The following is a 17,919-nucleotide window of genomic DNA, read 5'->3' on the forward strand; positions in this document are numbered from 1 at the left end:
GTCCCCCTTCGATTGCCTTTCCCAAGCCCGGCCCTCGCGCCGGGCTTTCGTTTTTCCGACCTTCAGGAGACCCCCGATGTCGAACCCGATCTTCGGCATGTCCGTTGCGCGCCCGAACGACGAGCCCGTGCCGACTGCCGGTGCCGACTTCTCCAAAATGCTCCTCATCGAGACGAGCTCGGACGCCAACGCCACGGCCTTTCCCGTGATGACGCCCAAGCGCTTCTCGACCAGCGACACTGCCACCGTTGCCAAGCTCGGCACCGGGCCGCTGCGCGACGCCGTCGCCGGCATCAACGCACAGCTGACCGGCTTGAACGTCGGCGCCGACGTCACGGTGCTCCGCGTTCAGGAAGGCGCCAGCGTCGCCCAGACCGTCGCCAACATCGCCGCTGCACTGTCGCAGGTCGGCTATATCGCCTCGGCCGTGAACGCCACGCCGCGCCTTGTCTGGGCCGGGCGCACCGCCTGGCGTGCCGACGCGGACACGGCGAACCCGATCGTCGCCGCGCTGCCCGAGGCGCTGGAGAAGCTGCTGGCCATCGCGCCGGTGGACGTCGACGACACCTCGGCCGCGAACGCGATCGACGCGCGTGAGACGATGAACTCGCAACGCCTCATGCCGATCGGCGTTGCCGGCCGTGTCTACGAGGGCGCGAACCTCGTCACGCGCCCGATGGGTCCGCGCGTGCTGGGCCTCTTCGCTCGCGTCGACAACGAAAACGAGGGCAAGCCCTTCGACCCGATCGCCAACCGCGCGATCTATGGGCTCGCTGGCCTGTCCCGGCCGATCGCCTTCTCGCTCTTCGACGGCTCGACCGAAGGGCAGCAGATGCTCGATGGCGAGGTGTCGATCGTCGTGCCAGGCGAGGTGAACGTCGACGGCGCCATCGCAGAGGGCGGCTTCACCTTCATCGGCACGGACAACACCGACACGGGCGAGCTCTGGAAACAGATCCACCAGGTGCGCGGCGCCGACTACATCACGGTCAAGCTGATCGAGATCACGCGCCGCTTCCTGGGTCAGAAGATCACGGTCGACATGGCCGAGGCCTACGTCAATTCGATCCTCTTCATGCTGCGCGACCACAAAGCGGCCGGCGACATCCTCGGCTACGACCGCAAGGTCTTCATCCCCGACCAGAACTCGCCGGAGAACATTCGGCTGGGGCGCATCAAGCTCGATCTCGGCATCGAACCCGCGCCCGTCTTCAAACAGGCGGCGATCGACCTGCGCCGCTATCGCCCGGCCGTCGAGGCCCTGGTCGCCGACATCGTCGCCCGTCTCAACACCGTCGCCTGATCGGCGCGCGCCAGAGGAACCCCATCATGGCCCAGACGCCTCTTCTAATCCTCACCGCCGTCGACGTGCGCCGGGCGACCCAGACCGGCCTTAGCCGCGCCAACACGATCTCGACCCTTACCATCCCGCCGATCAAGCGCGTGGTCGCCCCTCACAATCCGGGCGGCGGCATCATGGAGGTGGACTTCACGCTGCCCCGGATCGAGAAGCTGGAGCCCGCCTTCAAAGCGATGGGTCTCGACGAGGACGTGTTCCGTGGCATGGGCGAGCGGGACAAGTGGACCTTCGCGTCCTCCTATGTCGACAAGCAGGCCGGGGTGACCCGCGCGGCGCGCGGCATCATCGAAGGCTGCATCACCAGCTGGGAGCCGGACGAGAGCGACCCCAAGGAGTTCAAGGGCTGCAACCACGCCTTCGCCGAGGTGGTGCATTTCGAGTTCACCGTCGACGGGATCGAGTGGTGCTACTTCGACTTCTGGGAGCGCGAGGCCCGCTTCATGGGCAAGTCCATCTTCGAAAGCCAGCGACGTGGGCTGGGGGCCTAAGCCATGGTCGAGGATCGCGATAGCGAATTCGAACGGCTCCGAGTGGTCCCGTTCGAGGAATTGCGGGCAGAGATCGCGGAGCCGGTGGCCGCTCCGGTGCCCGTGTCTGTGCCCACGCCGCCTCCCGAAGTGACCGCCGCCGCTGTTCGCAGCGGCGCGGTCTACGATGAGAATCCGACCGATCGGCCGTTTCTGCTGCGCTATCCCTTCAAGATCGGCATCGTGCGGTACGACAATCTCCTGTTCCGCCCACCGGCCTTCGAGGATGTGGAGGCGGTCGTGCGGGGCGAGACCACCGAGCAGGAGATGCACGCGCGCATGGCGGACGTGCCGGTTGAGGCACTTCGCGCGCTGCGCTGGGTCGATAGCGAGATCGCGACCTTCATTGCCCGAAGCCTCTGCCCGGAATTCAATCGGAGATAACGCATGGCCCGGCTGTCAAGCGAACTGATCCTCAGCCTGACCGATCGCGTATCCGGTCCGGCTCGAGGCGTCGACCGGTCGCTTGACCAGTTGGAGCGACGAGAGCGCTCGCTGGCACGACAATCCCGCCAAACAGCCGAAGACGCAGCCGATATGGGGCGGTCGCAAGATGTCGTCGCAGCGGGGATGGCTCGCGTTATCGCTCCACTCGCTGGCGCCTTTTCAGCGCAGCAAATCATTGCGTCTGCCGCCGACTTCGAATCGTCTATGACGGGCATCCAGAAGAAGGCCGGCACCACGGCGGAACAGACCAAAGCCTTGGGCGAAGAAATCAAGGCGCTCGCGGCCTCGGGCGAGCTTGCCGTGCCGATCGAAGAGATCCTCGGCGCCTACGAGCGCGGCGCGGCGGCCGGCATTCCGATCGCCGAGCTGAAGGAGTTCGCGCGGCTTTCGGTTAAGGCAGCCGATGCCTTCGAGATGCCGGCCGAGGAAGTCGGCAACTTCGCCTCCAAGCTCAAAACGAGCATGGGCCTGTCGGAGACAGCCATCAAGCGTGTCTTCGACCTAACGAACTCGCTCGCCGACAGCGGCATTTCGGACGAGAAGGACATCGTCAACTTCGTGGATCGCTCGGCCGCGTCGCTCAAAACGCTCGGCCTGACAATGGATCAGACCCTGTCGCTTGGATCGACCCTTCTCAATCTGGGCATGCCGGCCGAGGTCGCCTCGACGGCCATGGAAGCGCTGTCGACCAAGATGCTGACGGCCACGACGCTGACCGGTGAGAGCCGTAAGACGTTCGAAAAGTACATGGGGCCAGTCAAGAAGTTCTCGAAGGCTGTAAAAAAGGACGCCAACGGCGCTCTGCTTCAGATGCTCGATCGGCTTCAGGCCTTGAACTCCGAACAGCGGATGGATTTCCTGTCCTCGTTCGTCGGCCAGGAGCACGCCGGCAAGATCCTACGCCTTGCGGAAGCGGCCGACGAATATCGGCGCAACCTCGCGCTCGCGGCCGACGAGGCCAAGTGGACCAATTCGCTCGACACGGCTTACAAGCTGAAGCTCGACGACTTCTGGTCGCAGTGGCAACTGGTGAAGAACGCCTTCCGCAACCTGACGATCGACGCTGGCTCTATGGGACTTCCCGCGCTGACGGATGGTCTCTCCGGCATCAAGACGCTGATCGCCGAGATCGGGCAGGGGTTGAAGACGCTCGAAGCCAAGGTCGACTGGACCGACATCGACCGCGCGAAAGCAGCCGTTGTCGATCTGGGCGGGTCGATCGCCGACCTTCTCCAGATGGACACGTCGAAGTCGCCGATCGGCGACTTCTTCTCCGATATCGCGAAGGGCATCAACGAGGTCTCGCGGGCCACGAAATACGTTTCCGACGAGCTGAAGGACGTCGCCGACTTCATCAAGGATCCGGTCGGGTTCATGAACGACCCGGCACGGCGCCAAGCCTCCGGAGAGCGGAACGGCTTCAAGGCTTGGACGCCCGAGGAAAAGGCGGAGGCAATCCGCCAGCACCAGGCGGCTGAGCAACAGCAGGTCACCGATCGCGAGGCGCGGTCGCGGTCCGCCAATCCGCTCGAAGCCGTTCAGGCTCGAACCGAGATCGGCGCGCTGGGCGGCACGCTGCCGCCGTCACCGCAGCAGCGCCGGCCGGATCCTGTGCGCCGCGCGATCGGTGCTGCCGAGACGGTCGGCGAGGAACAGGCCAACCTCAATCAGGCGACCGGCTTGCGGCGCAGCTATTTCGGCAAGCGTCTCGCGACGGCGAAGGCAGAGTTGGCGGACCTGAGCGCCGGCTTGCCGGAGGCCGCGCGCGCCTCGCTGGATGCCTACGCTGCGGCAGTGGCTGCTGGTGGCGGGCAGGTAACCGACCAGGCGCGTCTAATCGGCGAGAACATCCGCTCGGCTCTGTCGGTGACGGCGACGCCTCAGGTGGACACGTCCGGCATTGATGCGGCGCAGCTGAAGGTCGACCAGCTGCACCGATCGCTGACAGCGCTCCCGGGCGCCGTCGAGGGAGCAGCCCTGAACGCGCGGCGCGCGGCCGAGGACTACGAAGACGTCAACGCCGATATCGGGAACTGACCATGCTCTACAATCTCGGCGCGGTCGCGATCGACACGACGCCATTCTCGATTGACGAGGTCGAGCGGGTCGCCTCGGCGGACTTCGCCGTGAAGGCGCTGCTCGGCACCGCGCCGCAGCGCGAGTTCATGGGCGAGGGCGACGACACGCTGACGCTCTCGGGCCAGCTGCTGCCCGAGCGCATCGGAGGATTGACCGAGCTCGAAGCCCTGCACGGCTTCCGCCGCGCCGGGCAGCGCATCCCGGTCATGCGGGGCGACGGCAAGATGGAAGGATGGTTCGTCATCACCGAGATCCGCGAAGCCCATGCAGAACTCGGCCGGCGGGGCGTCGGCGGCACCCTCAATCACACGCTGACCCTGGTGAAGGTCGAGCCGGACGGAACGAACCCCAGCATCCTCGGCAGCCTCATCTCGCTCTTCGGATTGCTCTGATGCCGACCCGGATCACGACACGCGGCCGGCCGCTCGTCCTCGACGAAATCCTCGCGGCGGAGTTCGGGGCCGAGCTCGCGCGCACGCTGCTCACCGCGACGCTCGACTTGAACCCTGGACTGGCCCAGCTCGGCGCGTTCATTCCGCCCGGCACGGATCTGCTACTGCCTGACCGACCAACGGTTTCCGCCACCCGCACGGTGGTCTCGCTCTACGGGTGATGCATGGCATGGACGGTGGATTGGGCCGTGACGATCGACGGCCGGGACGCCAGCAGCGCCATGCGCCCGTACCTGATCTCGATCGACATCTCGGACAAGGATGGGACGTCCTCCGACAACTGCCGTCTCACCTTCGACGATCGCGGTGGGCAGGCGCTCCTGCCGAAAGAAGGGGCCTCCGTTCGTGTGACCATGAACGGCGTGGTCGCCTTCGAGGGCATCGTGGATTCGACGCCCTGGACACTGACCCGGGGCGGCGGCCGTCTGCTCGAGATATCCGCCAAAGGGCGCGATCCGCGCGGGAAGACGAAGCAGGGCCAGCGCTGGCATCTCGACGATGCGACGCTTGGTGAGGCGCTAGAGAAGGGTGCGAGCGAGGCGGGCCTTTCCGGTATCGTCGTCGCGCCCGATCTGGCGGCGATCCGTCGGAGCTACTGGTCGCCGGATGGAGCCTCGTTCCTCGGCTGGGCAACGCGCCTAGCGCGCGATCTAGGCGCCACGTTCAAGGTTCGCGGCGACCGCGGCGTGTTCGCAGCTCGGGGAGAAGGCCTCGCCGCCACCGGGGCGGCGATGCCGACCATCCGGGCCACCATTCCCGGCAATGTCATCTCCGTTCGCCTCGACCCCCTGAAAGGGCGCTCTCGCTACAAGAAGGCCCGCGTGCGCTCGTTCGATCGCGATAAGGCCGAGTTCAAAGTCTCCGACTTCGAGTTCGACACGGGCGAAGATGAGCCGGCGAGCGAGGAGCGTCGGTTCGACGCGGCGGACGAAGACGACGCCAAGGCGATCGGGAAGGGCCGCAAAAGCGAAGCGGCCCGCGAGAGCGGCGACGGCACGATCGAGATGCTGCTGCAGCCCGAGGCGCAGGCGGAAGGGACCCTTGTCCTCACCGGTGCCCGGGACGGCATCGACGGAACGTTTCGGATCGTCTCGGTCAACCACAAGGCCGATCGAGCCGGAGGCGCGCTGACCTCGCTGGAGATCAAGCAACCGGGCGGCGGGGCAGGGCGTGACAGCCGGGCCCCGAAGAAAAAGAAGGCGGCGGCCTCGCCGGTCGCCGCGCCTTTCACCTGAACAAGCGCAGGACGGCGGAGGCGCCACCCTGAGGATAGATCAGCGGCAGGCGCCGGCGGCTTCTTCGACCAGAAGGCCCAGGACGCGATAGTCGTCACCGAGCGGCGATCTCCCCTCGTTCGTATCCTGAACGGGTAGCTTGCCCCGGCTGGTTTCGACGAAGGCGCCCGGCCGGCGCGACTTTCCGTTCAGAGTGTAAAACTTCCCATCGATCTGCATGAAGCGCGGGCCTGGGCTCGCGGCGCAGTAGAGCTCGATGGTCGTGACGCTCGGTGCGATCGTCTTGAGATCCGCGAGCGTCGACGGGCTGACCTGGGTCGCGCCGATCGAGCTCATCGTTTCGAAGGTGCCTGGGCGGTTGACCGGGGCATAGCCGAACGCTTCGACCTTCGCCATGTCGGCGCCCGTCGCGGCACTGGAAACCAGCAGAACCGCGGCGACCGTCATCTGCAGCTGCCTGAAACCACGCATATTCCACCCCCGCAAGTGCTCTGGCCGAGCTCGGCCGACCGCAATCTCAGCGAGTGGTAGCGGCATTCCGTGCCGGTCGGCAAGCGGCGCTCCGTTTCCTGCGACGCGACCGGTGCTTGGCCGGCCGGCCGCACATCGTCACCCACTGCAAACGAAGGACGTTTTCGTGACCACGAAGCGATATACCGTCATGCCCGGCGTCGTCTGGGTGGCCGGCCGGCCGGCACCCGCCGACCGCTCTATCCTGCTGACCGACGAAGAGGCACTGTTCGATCTGCTGCTCGGGCGGATCGTGCTCGCGGGATCGGGCACGATCGCGCCCGTCGACCCGGCCATCGAGGAGTCCGACGCGCTGCTGATGCGCCGGGGCGGCCTCGAGCGACGTCTGCTGGTCGAAGAACTGATGGCCTTCCTTCGCACCAAGGGCGTCGGCGGAGCGTCGCTGCAGCTCTCGTCCACCACGTTCGCCACGGGCGCCGCGAAGGATGCCATTCTGGCCGCGATCTCGGCGCCGGAGGGGTGGCGAGTCGAGGCCGAGACCACGTTCGGCGGTCGCGCGAAGGTTTCGGGCCGGCAGCTGTTGGCCGCGCAGGGTCTCAATGCGCCGGCAACGGGCTCGATCCGACTTCGGGCGACGAGCCCGGACGATGCGACTTCCGTGGTGCAGAGCTTCGCCGTTTCCGTGGTCGGTGCGCCGGTCGCCGACACGGTCGCTCCGATCGTGACCAGTCCCAAAACTTTCACTGTCGCGGAAAACACCTCCTTCGAAACGACGCTTGTGGCGGACGAGACGGTCACCTGGGCGAAGGTGGCCGGCGCCGATGCCGCGCTCTTCACGCTCGACGGCGCGAAGCTCTCCCTGGCTGCGCGCGACTACGAGGCTCCGAGCGACGCGGACGCGAACAACGTCTATCGCGTGAACCTGACGGCCACGGACGCGGCCGGTAACGTTACGCCCTTCACCATCGACGTGACCGTCGCCAATGTTCTGGAGGGCGCCCTTCCCACGATCACGCCGACCAGCGCGACGATCGCGCCGACCCTCGCCGCCGGTTCGCTCGTTCTCGACCTTCCCGCCAAGGTGGAAGGCGAGGCGCGCTCGTTCCTGACTGGCAGCCCTCTTGCAACCGATAATCGCTTCACCTTCTCCACCGCTGGCAAGCTCATCGTCGGCGCCGAAGCTCTGGCCGGAGGAACCATCAACGGCACGGTTCGCCAGACGCGGGAAGGCCAGACCTTCGATACGGCTGTGACGATCACTGTTGCCTTGCCGATGGGCCGCCCGATGCTGGCGTCTTCGCGTCTCCAGGCTTTGTCATCGCGTGTTCAGGTCACCTCGTCCGACACCTACAAGATGCGCTACATCGCCGAGTGGACATCCCTCTGGACTGAATATGGTCGGTCCTTCGCGCTTGCTGCGTGGTATGGCAACGAGCAGCCGCTGGGCAACGACTGGCCGATCAAGGCCATGGTGCTGGAAGTCAACGACGTGAAATACAACCTGACCTACAATGGTCAGGAGGCCTTCACGATTTCGGACGGCACCGCCATCTGGACGGACGAGCTTCCCGTTGTGATCCCGGCCAACTCGGTGATCCGGGTTGGCGTGGCGGACGAACTCGCTGTCGGCCAGTACCGTCCCTCGCAGGGGCCCGTCTTCCTGCCCCGCTCGGTGGTCCAGACCTCGAGCGGGCGCGGCGACGCGATCCTCTCCAGCGGCACGGCCTCGCAGGTCTCCGCGCTCAAGTCGAACACGGGCGAGGGCTTCACCAACACGCCGGGCATCGTCATCATGGACGGCCTGCCGATCATGTCCACGGCTCGCCCCTACGGCACGGCTTCGATCGCGCAGGCGACGGCGGGTCTGAAGGTCGGTGACAGCATCGGCTGGGGCGACCGGACGCAGGGCATGCCTTTCGGAATTTTGGCCGAGGATCTGGGTGCCTCCGGCTTTTTGGGACATGCCTTCAACACGCTTCCAGGCGGGCGCATTCCGTTCGCGAACCTCTGCGTTCCCGGCACCCGGCTGCCGGACCTTACGCTTTCGCCCACGCCGGTCGGCGTCCAGATCAAAGGCTTCGACAAGCGCCGCGCGCTGCTGGAGGCCAAGGGCTGGCCATACGATTTCATCCTCTGCGAGATGGGCTTGAACTCGGCCACCAACGGCACCGCCACCAGCGTCGTCGCGGATGCCAAGGCGGCCCACGCCCAACTTAAGAGCATGGGCAGCAAGCGAGTGATCCAGACGCTTCTTCTGCCATGCTCGGTCAGCAAGGATGAGGGCACAAACGCCGACAATGCCTTCCTCTACAGCAGCCCCGACGCATCGAAGCAGGTTCGCCAGGCAGGCGCCTCGATCGACGCGTTTAACGCATACATTAAGGGCACGCCGAGCGACGTCGACGGCTACATTGAACTGGCTTCGGCGATCGAAAGCTCGCCCGGATCCGGTAAGTTCGCAGCGGTCGCCAATCAGCAGGGCCGACTGACCGCCGATGCGGCGTCCGGGCAGAAGGTCGTCACCGTCAATTTCGCGGTGCAGCCAGGTGACGGCATCATCCTGAACCCTGGCGACACCACTCAAGCCGAGGCGAAGGACATTCAGTCCGTCGTCAACAATGGCAACGGCACCTGGACGCTCACTTTCCGCCAGAACCTCGCCAAGGCGCACACGGCCAACACCGACACCGGCGTCGTCACTGCAGCCGGCATCTATACGTTCGACGGCATCCATGTTGTGACGCAGGCGGCGCGCCGGCTGAAAGAGCGGATGCGAGCGAACGCACTTCAGTTCGACCCGCGACGGGCGCCTGTTCCGCCCTCCGGCTCTGCCCTCGTCACCATCAATAGCTTCGAGCCCGTCACCGTTGGTGGCGAGGCAATTTTCGTGAAGGCATCCTGACCATGGCCGACCTCGACACGCTTCTCGCCGATCGCAACCTTGGCGCTGACCTGCCGCTGAAGGTGGCCCGCAACGCCATCCGCCAGTGCCGGTTAGCGACCTATTCGCACTCCTTCGAGGCGTTCGGGCAGAACCGCATCGTCTCCGGCGCTGGCTTCGTGAACATCGCGGAGCCGCGCGGTTCGCATTTCTGGCTTCAGGCCATGATGGGTCCGCGCTTCATCGCCCCGCGAATGACCACGGGCAAGCACGGCGGTAAGTCCACGACCTTCATGGCCGACGATGCGCAGCTCCTTCCCTTCGTCGCGGAGTGCAAGGCCAACAAGATCAACACGGTTCTGTTCTTCGGCATCGTCAACGACAGCATCTCCACGCTGGCGGACACCGACCGGCTGATCGCCAACATCACCAAGATCAGCAAGGCCATCACGGATGCCGGCATCCTGTTCATCATCACGGATGACCTGCCGGCGGGACCGGGCAGCGGCACGAACTACACGCGGGATGCCTCCAAGCTCGCGGGGCTTAACCGTTACCAGCGTTGGGCGATGTTCGACCTTCCGAACCAGAACCCCCTTGTCTTGGCTGTGCCGGTCTACAACCGCTTCGTGGCCCGCAACGGAACCACGGGTGTCCCGGCCGACAACTCTCTGTTCGACGCCGCTGACCTGATGCACCCCAACGTGAAGGGCCACGCCCGCTACGCGCTGGAGATCTACAAGGTCCTGGACAAGCTGTTCTCACAGCGGGTCAACCTGTCCAACATCGACAACGCTAGCGTCTACAACGCCACGCTCAACAAGCGTGGTTCACTCATCGGCAACGGGATGATGGACGGCGACAACGGCTCGGGTCGCGCCACCAACTGGGGATCGGGTGGCCCGGCCGGTGGCCTCACGGCGGTCATGTCTAAGTTCGCGGACCTTGACGGCACGCCCGTCCAGCAGGTTGCCATCACTGGCACGGCTACTGGCGTAGGCGACTTCCAGTTCACCCGCACATCCGGCACCGGGAACTTCGAGCCCGGCGATACTCACTATGCGGAAGCGTTCATCCTCATCAAGAAGAGCGATGCGGCGGTCGGCTATCAGAACCTCCGGGGTGTGCTCGTCCAAGCATCGTGCTCCCACGCCTCACCTTCCGCCAACTACAACGGGCAGGCGGGCAACGTGATCGCCAACGATCCCTTTCCGACCGACCTGGACTGGTCGCAGTTCAACGAGGGCAAGGGCCTCTACTTCCGCACGCCGGAAGAAGTCATCGGCGCGGCTTGGCCTGCAACGAGCGCTTTCGCACAGTTGACGATCAAGCTCACAAACGACGCGGCCGCGGCCACTGACATCGTGATGCAGGTGCGACAGGCCGATTGGCGGAAGGCGTCGGCGGCTAGCGGCTTCTGAAGCTCACCACGCCTGGCGCTCCATGTGATCGAAGGCCTCTTCGGCCGTTGGACGCCGATACTGCCATTTGCCGTCAACGAAGCGCCGCATGAGCAGGCCTTTGGCCGTTTCGCCTGTGACGAGGGCTTTGGGGGAATATTCCTTCCACGGCTCCCATTCGAAAGACGGGCGAGGGCGAAAGAGAGACCACAACCTTTGAAGCATGCGGTGCCTTAGATTGCACGGCGTGGTTGATCAAGGGCCTTCTCGTCCGACCCCGTCAAGCCCGGCCCTCGCGCCGGGCTTTCTCATTTCCGGAGATCCCATGAGCCTCGTCCCCAACTGGCGGGCGGTGATCAAGCACGCCTGGTCGCTGCAGCTGATCGCGCTCGCATTCTTCTTTTCCATGGCGGAGATCGCGCTCCCCGCCTTCGACGGCGTCCTGCCGATCCCGCCGCGCGCCTTCGCCATCCTGTCCGGGTTTACGACCGCTGCCGCCTACGTGGCGCGCCTCCTCGCGCAGTCCAAGCTTTCGGAGACCACCGATGCCGGTGAATAAAATCGTCGCCACCAAGCGCGGCCGCGCGGCCATCGCCGGCGCGCTGGCGCTCGCCCTCACCAGCGGCTACGCCGCCTTTATGGGTGGGGTGCCGGCGGTGACGCCGGCGACCACCCGCGCGGCGATCGAGCAGGGCATCACGCCGCCGGCCGTATCGCTGGCCGTGGACCGGCTCATCAAGCCCTGGGAGGGCCTGGTCCTCCGATCGCATTGGGACCCCTTCGCGAAGATCTGGGACATCTGCTACGGCGAGACCCGGATCAACGGGAAGCCGGTCACCGCCGGCATGAGCTTCACGCCGGCCGAGTGCGACGCGATGCTCCAGCGACGTGTCACTCGCGACTATTATCTGCCGCTCGTCGACGGCGCGAAGGGCTTCCTCGACGCGCCCGTCAGCGTCCAGGCGGCGCTCATCTCCGGCGCCTATAATTTCGGGGTCGGCGCGGCCCTGAAATCGACGGCGGCGCGGCGCATCACCGAACGCCGCTATCGCGAGGCCTGCGAGGCGCAGACCGCCTTCAACAAGGCGGGCGGGCGAGTCGTCAACGGCTTGGTCAAGCGGCGCGAGATGGGCGACACCCAGCGCCTCGGAGAGGCCGAGCTCTGCGTCTCGGGGCTGCAGTGATGGGAGCTCGCGGCGTGCTTCGAACAGTCAGTGATGGGGGCTACCTACTTCACTGCCCGGGCTGCAATCAGCGCCATCGCGTCGGACCCGGCTGGTCCTTCAACGACGACTATGACGCTCCGACCTTCCGGCCCTCCATTCTGGTCACCGGCGTGCAACCCCTGACGGACGCCGAATACGACCGGGCGATGGGTGGCGAGGCTATCGAGCCCCGGCCGCTCGTCTGCCACTCCTTCGTGACGGACGGGCAAATCCAGTTCCTCGACGACTGCACGCACGCGCTCGCCGGGCGGACCGTTCCCCTCGGCCCAAGCGAAGGGGAAAGCCCATGACCATCCTCGGCACTCTGAAACTCGCCGGCGCGGCCGTCGTCGGCCTGGCGATCGGCTTGGCGGCGGCCATCCTCTACGGCTGCTTCTTTGCGCTTCCGGACGCTCGCGAGGCCGGCCGGCTGGAACAGCGCGCCATCCACGACGCCGATCGGGAGAAGGCCGAGGCCGTCGCGGTCGCGCAGGCCCGCGCCACTCAAAGCCGGATCGAGGCGATCGAGGCCGGCTATCTCCAGCGCGAAGCCGACCGGTCGGCGCAGCTCGTTGCTCTCGAACAGGCCCTGCAGGACAAGCCCGATGATCCTCCCCCGACTGGCAGCGCTGCTTGCCGCGTCCTTATCCCTCGCCGCGTGTCGGACCAGCTCGACCGTATCGGTCGCGCCGCCGGCCCCGCGCTTCCCGCAAAGCCTGATGCTGGCGTGCCAGCAGGTCGCTGACGTGCCGGTCCGCGACCTTACCATGCCCGAAGCCGTCCGCCTCTGGGGGCAGGACCGGCAGGCCCTGGGTGAGTGCGGTGCGCGGCATGAAGCGCTGACCAGTGCAGTGCGGGCGGCCGGCGGCTGACCCGTCCGTCCGATGCCCGTCGACCCCAGCCCCAAGAAGAAGGACGGGCAGCATGGAATGGACCCTATGGGTTTGGACAGACGCACGCCTTGCCCTTGCCGGAGCGCTCGGGGGCTGCGTGAGCTGGCTGACGCGCAAGGGCTCCTTCTCGGACGGGGCAGTGCAGATCGTCGTCGGCGCGATCTCGGCCGTCTATCTCTCGCCGATCGCCATTCCCGTTATGGGCTCCGTCTTCGGGAAGATCGTCGCGACGCCCGAAGAACTGTCGCGTCTCTCCGGCTTCGTGATCGGCATCGGTGGCGTGACGGTCTCGGGCTTCATCCTCGACCTCTGGCATCGTCGGCGAGCTGCCCTCGCGCCGCCTGATGGGAGTGACAAATGAGCGATATCCTTCATGCGTTCCGCCGAGTCGTCCTTACCGTCGGCGCGGCATGCCTCCTGCTGAGCGGCTACTTTACCTTCCAGGGTCTACGTCACATGATCGGCGCGCTCGAAGTCGAGCGCTGGCCGGTGCTCGCCGGCGTCCAGGTCTGCGATGGCCGGATCGCGCCGGACACGGGGAAATGCCAGGGCAATGTCCTGGTGTTCGCGGCCTTCGAGCAAACCGGCGCTCGCTGCGAGGGGCGCGACGCGATCGTGACAGGCACCATGAGCAAGGTGCGGACGGACGCGGTCTATGTGGATGGGCGGCAGCAAATCTACTACGGCGATCCCGCCGGACGCTTTCGGCCGACGTTCTTCGAGTTTGAGGACGCGCAGGAGGGGACGCCGACGAACCGCTTGCGTGGCGTCCAAGACTGGGGGCCATGGCGCCTTCTCGGAGGGTGCGTGACGGAATACACGACATGGTTCTCGACCGTCGAGCATAGGCCATGGCATGGATTCTGGAACCTGCCGACGACGATCGGCCCGTTCCCGCTACCCCGTGCCAAGATCGATTAGAGGACGAGGATCATCATGAGCGCGACGGCGGACCATCCGTAAAGGGTCTTCGGCATTTCGCTTCAACTCCTTTCCTGTGCCATCATTGTATACGGCTTCGGCCCCGCCTCGGTTTCACGCCGGGGCGGGGTCCTTTCGCATTTTTAAAGGCGAAAGCGCACGTGGAGGCGGCCTTAACTGTCGCTCGATACGGTTCACCGATGAAAAGTCCGAGCAATGCAATCCGAAAATGGGCAAACTGGCTGCGTCTCGTCGGAAGGAACCGCAGGCGGAACGACCTCGACCGGGCTGGTGACTATGTCGACCGTCTGGAGTCGCGCCTGGTGACCCTGCAGTCCGACCTCGATGCGGATCGGAAGAACTTGGCCGGGCAGGCCTCGCATGCGGCTTGGATGGCAGCGAAGGCCGGGAAAACGCCGGACGAGATCGCGGACGCCGTCCGGCGATCGGTGGTCAGTGATGGATTGCCACCCTTGTCGAATCGCTAAGCCTGTTCTCTATCCGTTCCCATGCCGCGTCGGGACGCCATAGGGATGAAGCTGAGCCAGACCCACGACCTGGGCATGCTGATCCGCGTTCGCTGCAACTACTGCCGGCGGACCCGCCACTACCAACCGCACGACATGATCATGCTCCTGGGTAACGTCGAGGTCGACAGCCTCATGGGCAATCTGCGGTGCGAGGAATGCGGGCTGCGGGATGCGACCGAAGTCGCTGGTGTCCATGTTTCAGCCGGGGAACGGCAGTCGCTGAATGTTAGAACGCTCGTGCGAATCAACGTGATCCGGCGTCCTGTTTGGCGGGAGAATTGACAGGCGAGAGGTGGCGTCCGCAAATCGCCTATTCAGAATGCGCCGGAAACGCTTTTTCAGAATGCCGAACGGGCCACTTGCGCAAAGCCAATCAAACCAGTAGGTAGCCGCTCGTTGGGGCCTCGTGGCGGAGTGGTTACGCAGAGGACTGCAAAGCCTTGCACTCAACAAGTTGACGCTCTCGAACGAAGCCGGTCTCAGCCATGCCGCTGGTCGGGCTTTCTGATTTCAGGGCCCCTTTTCGCCTCGCTGACCGGCTAGCTAACGCAGTGGCGAACAGCCCTAGAAGTCTCTGTTTCAGTTAGATTCCGGCGAGTCCGGCAGAGCTCTAGCCACCAATCACGGGTTAGCTCGCCGGTAGGACAATCTCGAGACATTCTAACCGGCAATCTTTGCAGCCATACACTGCTTGAAAGTACCCGGGACTCGTGTTGAATCAGCTTGCGCACTGCGGACATAGAAACGCGAAACGCCGGCTCTCGCCGGCGCTTCGCTGCAGTAGGGACTGCCTTCGAATGAATCTACATCACCAATCTCCGACCGCGCTTGAGCACGCTAGAGGGATAACGGTGACAGCCTTAGGCCAATCCATGCGCAATTTCAATCCCCCCTATACAAAACTCCAGTTTGACGTCATCTAAACTGGGCTGAAACCCTCACGTTCCGGACAGCCTGATGACGAGAAAAGCCTTCTACGCCTACCCCGGTGGACACCGTGACGTCGAGGACTCGATCGGCGCAGCAGTCAGTCGCGTCACGAATTTTAAGATCAAACCATGGCCGAAGATGGACATTTTCGGCTTCCGCATCGACGAGCTTATCCGTGAAGAGATCGTAGAAGCAGAGATCCTGTTTGCTGATATAACGTACCCAAACTTCAACGTTTATTACGAGATTGGGTACAGTATCGGACGTCTCAAGCCCGTAGTTCCCACAATGAATTACGCTGTGACAACAGCGAATGCAAACGCATCACTCACGGGCATTTTCGACGTCACCGGTCAAATCCGCTACCAGAATGCGCAAGAATTAGAAGAAAAGATCCGCGACACAAACGCAGATGCATGGGCAAACCACTACATAAAAGAAAAAAATCACAACGAACCACTTTTTATTCTTGACACGCTACGCAAGATTGATTTCAGGCAATACATTTTCAACGCGGTTTCCAACTCCGGTGTTGAAAAAAATACCTTCGATCCTGATGAAACTCCTCGCTTATCGCTAAGCACATCTGTGGCAGACATATCCGCTTCAACGGGCGTTATTATTCCGCTTCTCAGTAGCAATATTGAAGACTCGTTTCGACATAACCTCCGAGCGGCCTTTCTTTTGGGGCTTGCGCATGGTTTTGATGTAGAACCCTTGGTTCTGCAATATGAGAACGAGCCTGCTCCTCTGGATTTCCGTGATTTTATCACGACGGTAAGAAGCCGACGAGAGGTAGACCAGAAAGTCGAAGAGTACTGTCAAAAAACGCTCATTAAAAACCAGAAGCGCAGTGTCATTGCGCAGATACCAAATAGGTCTCTCCTCGAAAAAATCGATCTTGGTGCATCTGCCGCTGAGAAAGAGGCGCAGAGGCTTGGATCGTATTTCTTGAGGACCGCGGAGTACTCCCGATCTTTGCGTGCTGACGGTGCGCTTGTAGTTGGCCGGAAGGGGTCTGGAAAATCTGCTATATTCTATAGCGTCATAGATCGGAAGGCAGACGATAAGACGGCGCTGACAGTGGAGTTGAAGCCTGAGTCGCACAGCCTGAGTGAGTTGCGTGAGAAGCTGTTGGAAGTAATGAGCGTAGGTGTTTTTGATCACACCATTGCTGCGTTCTGGCAGTATATCATATACATAGAAATACTTCTGCAACTACGAGATAAAGCTCTACTAAAAGCTAAGTACAACTTCAAAAAACTGAAAGAAATCGAGGAAATCGAGAGTGAGTTTTCTCTCACCGAAGAAATGGTTTCTGGTGATTTCACGGCACGATTAGAGGGCGCTGTTAAGGCAGTCGTGGGTGCTATCGATCCAAAAGATCGCGGTGAGCAAGTTCGCAATAAGCTGACAAACCTGCTGTTCGAGAGACAGATTGGTCAATTGAGAAACGCGGTTGTCAAGCTCGCCGGAGATTTTGAAAGCATAATCGTACTGTTTGATAACATCGATAAGGGGTGGCCAGCGCGACAAGTGGAGGCCCATGATGTGCGTATGGTTCAGCATCTGGCTAATGTACTCACGCAGCTGCAAAGGGATCTTCGCCGACGCGAAATCACCCTGGAGTACCTATTGTTTATACGCAGCGATGTGTATGAGCAGCTTGTCGAGGAGACATCCGATCGTGGGAAATACAACGCGATCCGCGTTGATTGGTCGGATGCTGAGCAGCTGCGTTTTTTGTTAAAGCAACGAGTCGTATCGAATGTTCCAGCAGATCAGGCAAACGCGGCCTGGGTAGCAATTGATCCAATGCTTGATGATGGAACATCTGGCGTTACGGCTATGATCCAAGCATCGTTGATGCGACCTAGGTTCCTCATTGATCTTGCCGAGCGTGCGGTATCGTTTGCGATCAATCGTGGACATGAGTTCGTTAGCTCGAAGGACGTTACGGACGCACTCGCAAGCCACTCATTGTACCTCGTAACCGATTTTGGTTACGAGCTTCGCGATGTATCAGGCATAAGTGAGAAAATATTTTATGCGTTCCTTGGGTATGGGGACGTTGTTGACGAGAATCAAGCCATAGAGATCATCGATAAGCAGAATATCGGTATCGATACGGGGAGAGTTATCAATCTTCTACTTTGGTACGGATTTTTTGGGATCATAGATAGGCGTGGTAAGAAAGCGTTTATCTATGATCGTGAGTACGACATTTCACGGCTTGAGGCGGAGCGAGATCAACAGGCTCCGAAAATTGAGTATGTGATCAATCCAGCTTTCCTTAGGGGGTTGTGAGCGCGTGGGCTGAAGAATGGCTGATCATTGGATTCGGGTACTTGTCATCGACGAAACGACCCCCAGTCGGAACAATACCTTGGCTAAGATTCCTAATCTGGGGGTCATAGGTTCGAATCCTATTGGGATCACCATCCTCCCTAAATCCGTATGTTCATAAGGCATTGCTTGGCGTCCGGCGGCGGCCCGCTTTGCGCTGCCCTTAAGGAGCCGGCGCGATCTCGATGGGGAGGATGGGGGCGAGGGGGCGGGGGCGGAGCTTGGTGCGGATGAGGCGGGTG

The 17,919-nt window shown here is 62.9% G+C and carries 19 protein-coding genes; 18 read left to right on the forward strand and 1 reads right to left on the reverse strand.

The window, feature by feature from the left end; genetic code table 11:
* Positions 1-76 precede the first annotated feature (76 nt).
* From AUL32_RS01570 to AUL32_RS01600, 7 genes are all read left to right on the forward strand, one after another.
* A complete protein-coding gene (locus tag AUL32_RS01570; RefSeq protein WP_062111154.1) occupies positions 77-1,303 on the forward strand; it encodes a phage tail protein in 1,227 nt (408 codons plus the stop codon).
* Positions 1,304-1,329: 26 nt separating this feature from the next.
* Positions 1,330-1,848 (forward strand): phage major tail tube protein, encoded by a 519-nt coding sequence (locus tag AUL32_RS01575; RefSeq protein ID WP_062111156.1) that lies wholly within the window; start codon positions 1,330-1,332, stop codon positions 1,846-1,848.
* Between the two features lie 3 nt (positions 1,849-1,851).
* On the forward strand, positions 1,852-2,271 hold the full coding sequence (locus AUL32_RS01580) for a hypothetical protein (RefSeq protein ID WP_062111158.1): 420 nt from the start codon (positions 1,852-1,854) through the stop codon (positions 2,269-2,271).
* A gap of 186 nt (positions 2,272-2,457) precedes the next feature.
* Complete coding sequence (locus tag AUL32_RS01585; protein WP_280137544.1) at positions 2,458-4,371, forward strand: phage tail tape measure protein; 1,914 nt, start codon at positions 2,458-2,460, stop codon at positions 4,369-4,371.
* Between the two features lie 2 nt (positions 4,372-4,373).
* Entirely contained in the window at positions 4,374-4,805 is a 432-nt protein-coding gene (locus tag AUL32_RS01590; RefSeq protein WP_062111162.1) for a phage tail protein, read from the forward strand.
* Entirely contained in the window at positions 4,805-5,026 is a 222-nt protein-coding gene (locus AUL32_RS01595) for a tail protein X (RefSeq protein ID WP_062111164.1), read from the forward strand. Before AUL32_RS01590 ends, AUL32_RS01595 begins: the two co-directional genes overlap by 1 nt.
* A gap of 3 nt (positions 5,027-5,029) precedes the next feature.
* Positions 5,030-6,100: a phage late control D family protein gene (locus AUL32_RS01600; RefSeq protein ID WP_062111166.1), complete on the forward strand. Its 1,071-nt coding sequence runs from the start codon at positions 5,030-5,032 to the stop codon at positions 6,098-6,100.
* Positions 6,101-6,139: 39 nt separating this feature from the next.
* Here AUL32_RS01600 and AUL32_RS01605 read toward each other — a convergent pair whose 3' ends face one another.
* On the reverse strand, positions 6,140-6,637 hold the full coding sequence (locus tag AUL32_RS01605) for a hypothetical protein (protein ID WP_156421283.1): 498 nt from the start codon (positions 6,635-6,637) through the stop codon (positions 6,140-6,142).
* A 124-nt stretch (positions 6,638-6,761) separates the two neighbouring features.
* Between AUL32_RS01605 and AUL32_RS01610 the strand changes: the two genes are divergently transcribed.
* The 11 genes from AUL32_RS01610 (at position 6,762) to AUL32_RS24925 (ending at position 17,638) form a co-directional block, all read left to right on the forward strand.
* Positions 6,762-9,473, forward strand: a complete 2,712-nt coding sequence (locus AUL32_RS01610; protein ID WP_062111169.1) for a hypothetical protein — start codon at positions 6,762-6,764, stop codon at positions 9,471-9,473.
* 2 nt (positions 9,474-9,475) lie between these two features.
* Positions 9,476-10,873, forward strand: coding sequence for an SGNH/GDSL hydrolase family protein (locus tag AUL32_RS01615; RefSeq protein WP_062111170.1), 1,398 nt, complete (start codon positions 9,476-9,478; stop codon positions 10,871-10,873).
* Between the two features lie 304 nt (positions 10,874-11,177).
* Complete coding sequence (locus AUL32_RS01620; protein WP_062111171.1) at positions 11,178-11,411, forward strand: hypothetical protein; 234 nt, start codon at positions 11,178-11,180, stop codon at positions 11,409-11,411.
* Positions 11,398-12,036 (forward strand): lysozyme, encoded by a 639-nt coding sequence (locus tag AUL32_RS01625; protein WP_062111172.1) that lies wholly within the window; start codon positions 11,398-11,400, stop codon positions 12,034-12,036. Before AUL32_RS01620 ends, AUL32_RS01625 begins: the two co-directional genes overlap by 14 nt.
* A gap of 14 nt (positions 12,037-12,050) precedes the next feature.
* Positions 12,051-12,368 (forward strand): DUF6527 family protein, encoded by a 318-nt coding sequence (locus AUL32_RS01630; RefSeq protein WP_244497607.1) that lies wholly within the window; start codon positions 12,051-12,053, stop codon positions 12,366-12,368.
* A complete protein-coding gene (locus AUL32_RS01635; protein ID WP_062111174.1) occupies positions 12,365-12,802 on the forward strand; it encodes a hypothetical protein in 438 nt (145 codons plus the stop codon). The genes AUL32_RS01630 and AUL32_RS01635 overlap by 4 nt, the downstream gene beginning before the upstream one ends.
* On the forward strand, positions 12,687-12,929 hold the full coding sequence (gene lysC / locus AUL32_RS26510) for an Rz1-like lysis system protein LysC (protein WP_441294104.1): 243 nt from the start codon (positions 12,687-12,689) through the stop codon (positions 12,927-12,929). Before AUL32_RS01635 ends, lysC begins: the two co-directional genes overlap by 116 nt.
* A gap of 52 nt (positions 12,930-12,981) precedes the next feature.
* Entirely contained in the window at positions 12,982-13,311 is a 330-nt protein-coding gene (locus tag AUL32_RS01640; protein ID WP_156421284.1) for a hypothetical protein, read from the forward strand.
* Positions 13,308-13,871 (forward strand): hypothetical protein, encoded by a 564-nt coding sequence (locus tag AUL32_RS01645; RefSeq protein WP_062111176.1) that lies wholly within the window; start codon positions 13,308-13,310, stop codon positions 13,869-13,871. The genes AUL32_RS01640 and AUL32_RS01645 overlap by 4 nt, the downstream gene beginning before the upstream one ends.
* Positions 13,872-14,404: 533 nt before the next feature.
* Positions 14,405-14,683, forward strand: coding sequence for a hypothetical protein (locus AUL32_RS01655; protein WP_156421285.1), 279 nt, complete (start codon positions 14,405-14,407; stop codon positions 14,681-14,683).
* A gap of 675 nt (positions 14,684-15,358) precedes the next feature.
* Positions 15,359-17,638 (forward strand): P-loop ATPase, Sll1717 family, encoded by a 2,280-nt coding sequence (locus tag AUL32_RS24925; RefSeq protein WP_156421286.1) that lies wholly within the window; start codon positions 15,359-15,361, stop codon positions 17,636-17,638.
* The last annotated feature ends 281 nt before the right edge of the window (positions 17,639-17,919 follow it).

This window comes from Aureimonas sp. AU40 (genome assembly GCF_001463785.1).
GTDB lineage: Bacteria > Pseudomonadota > Alphaproteobacteria > Rhizobiales > Rhizobiaceae > Aureimonas.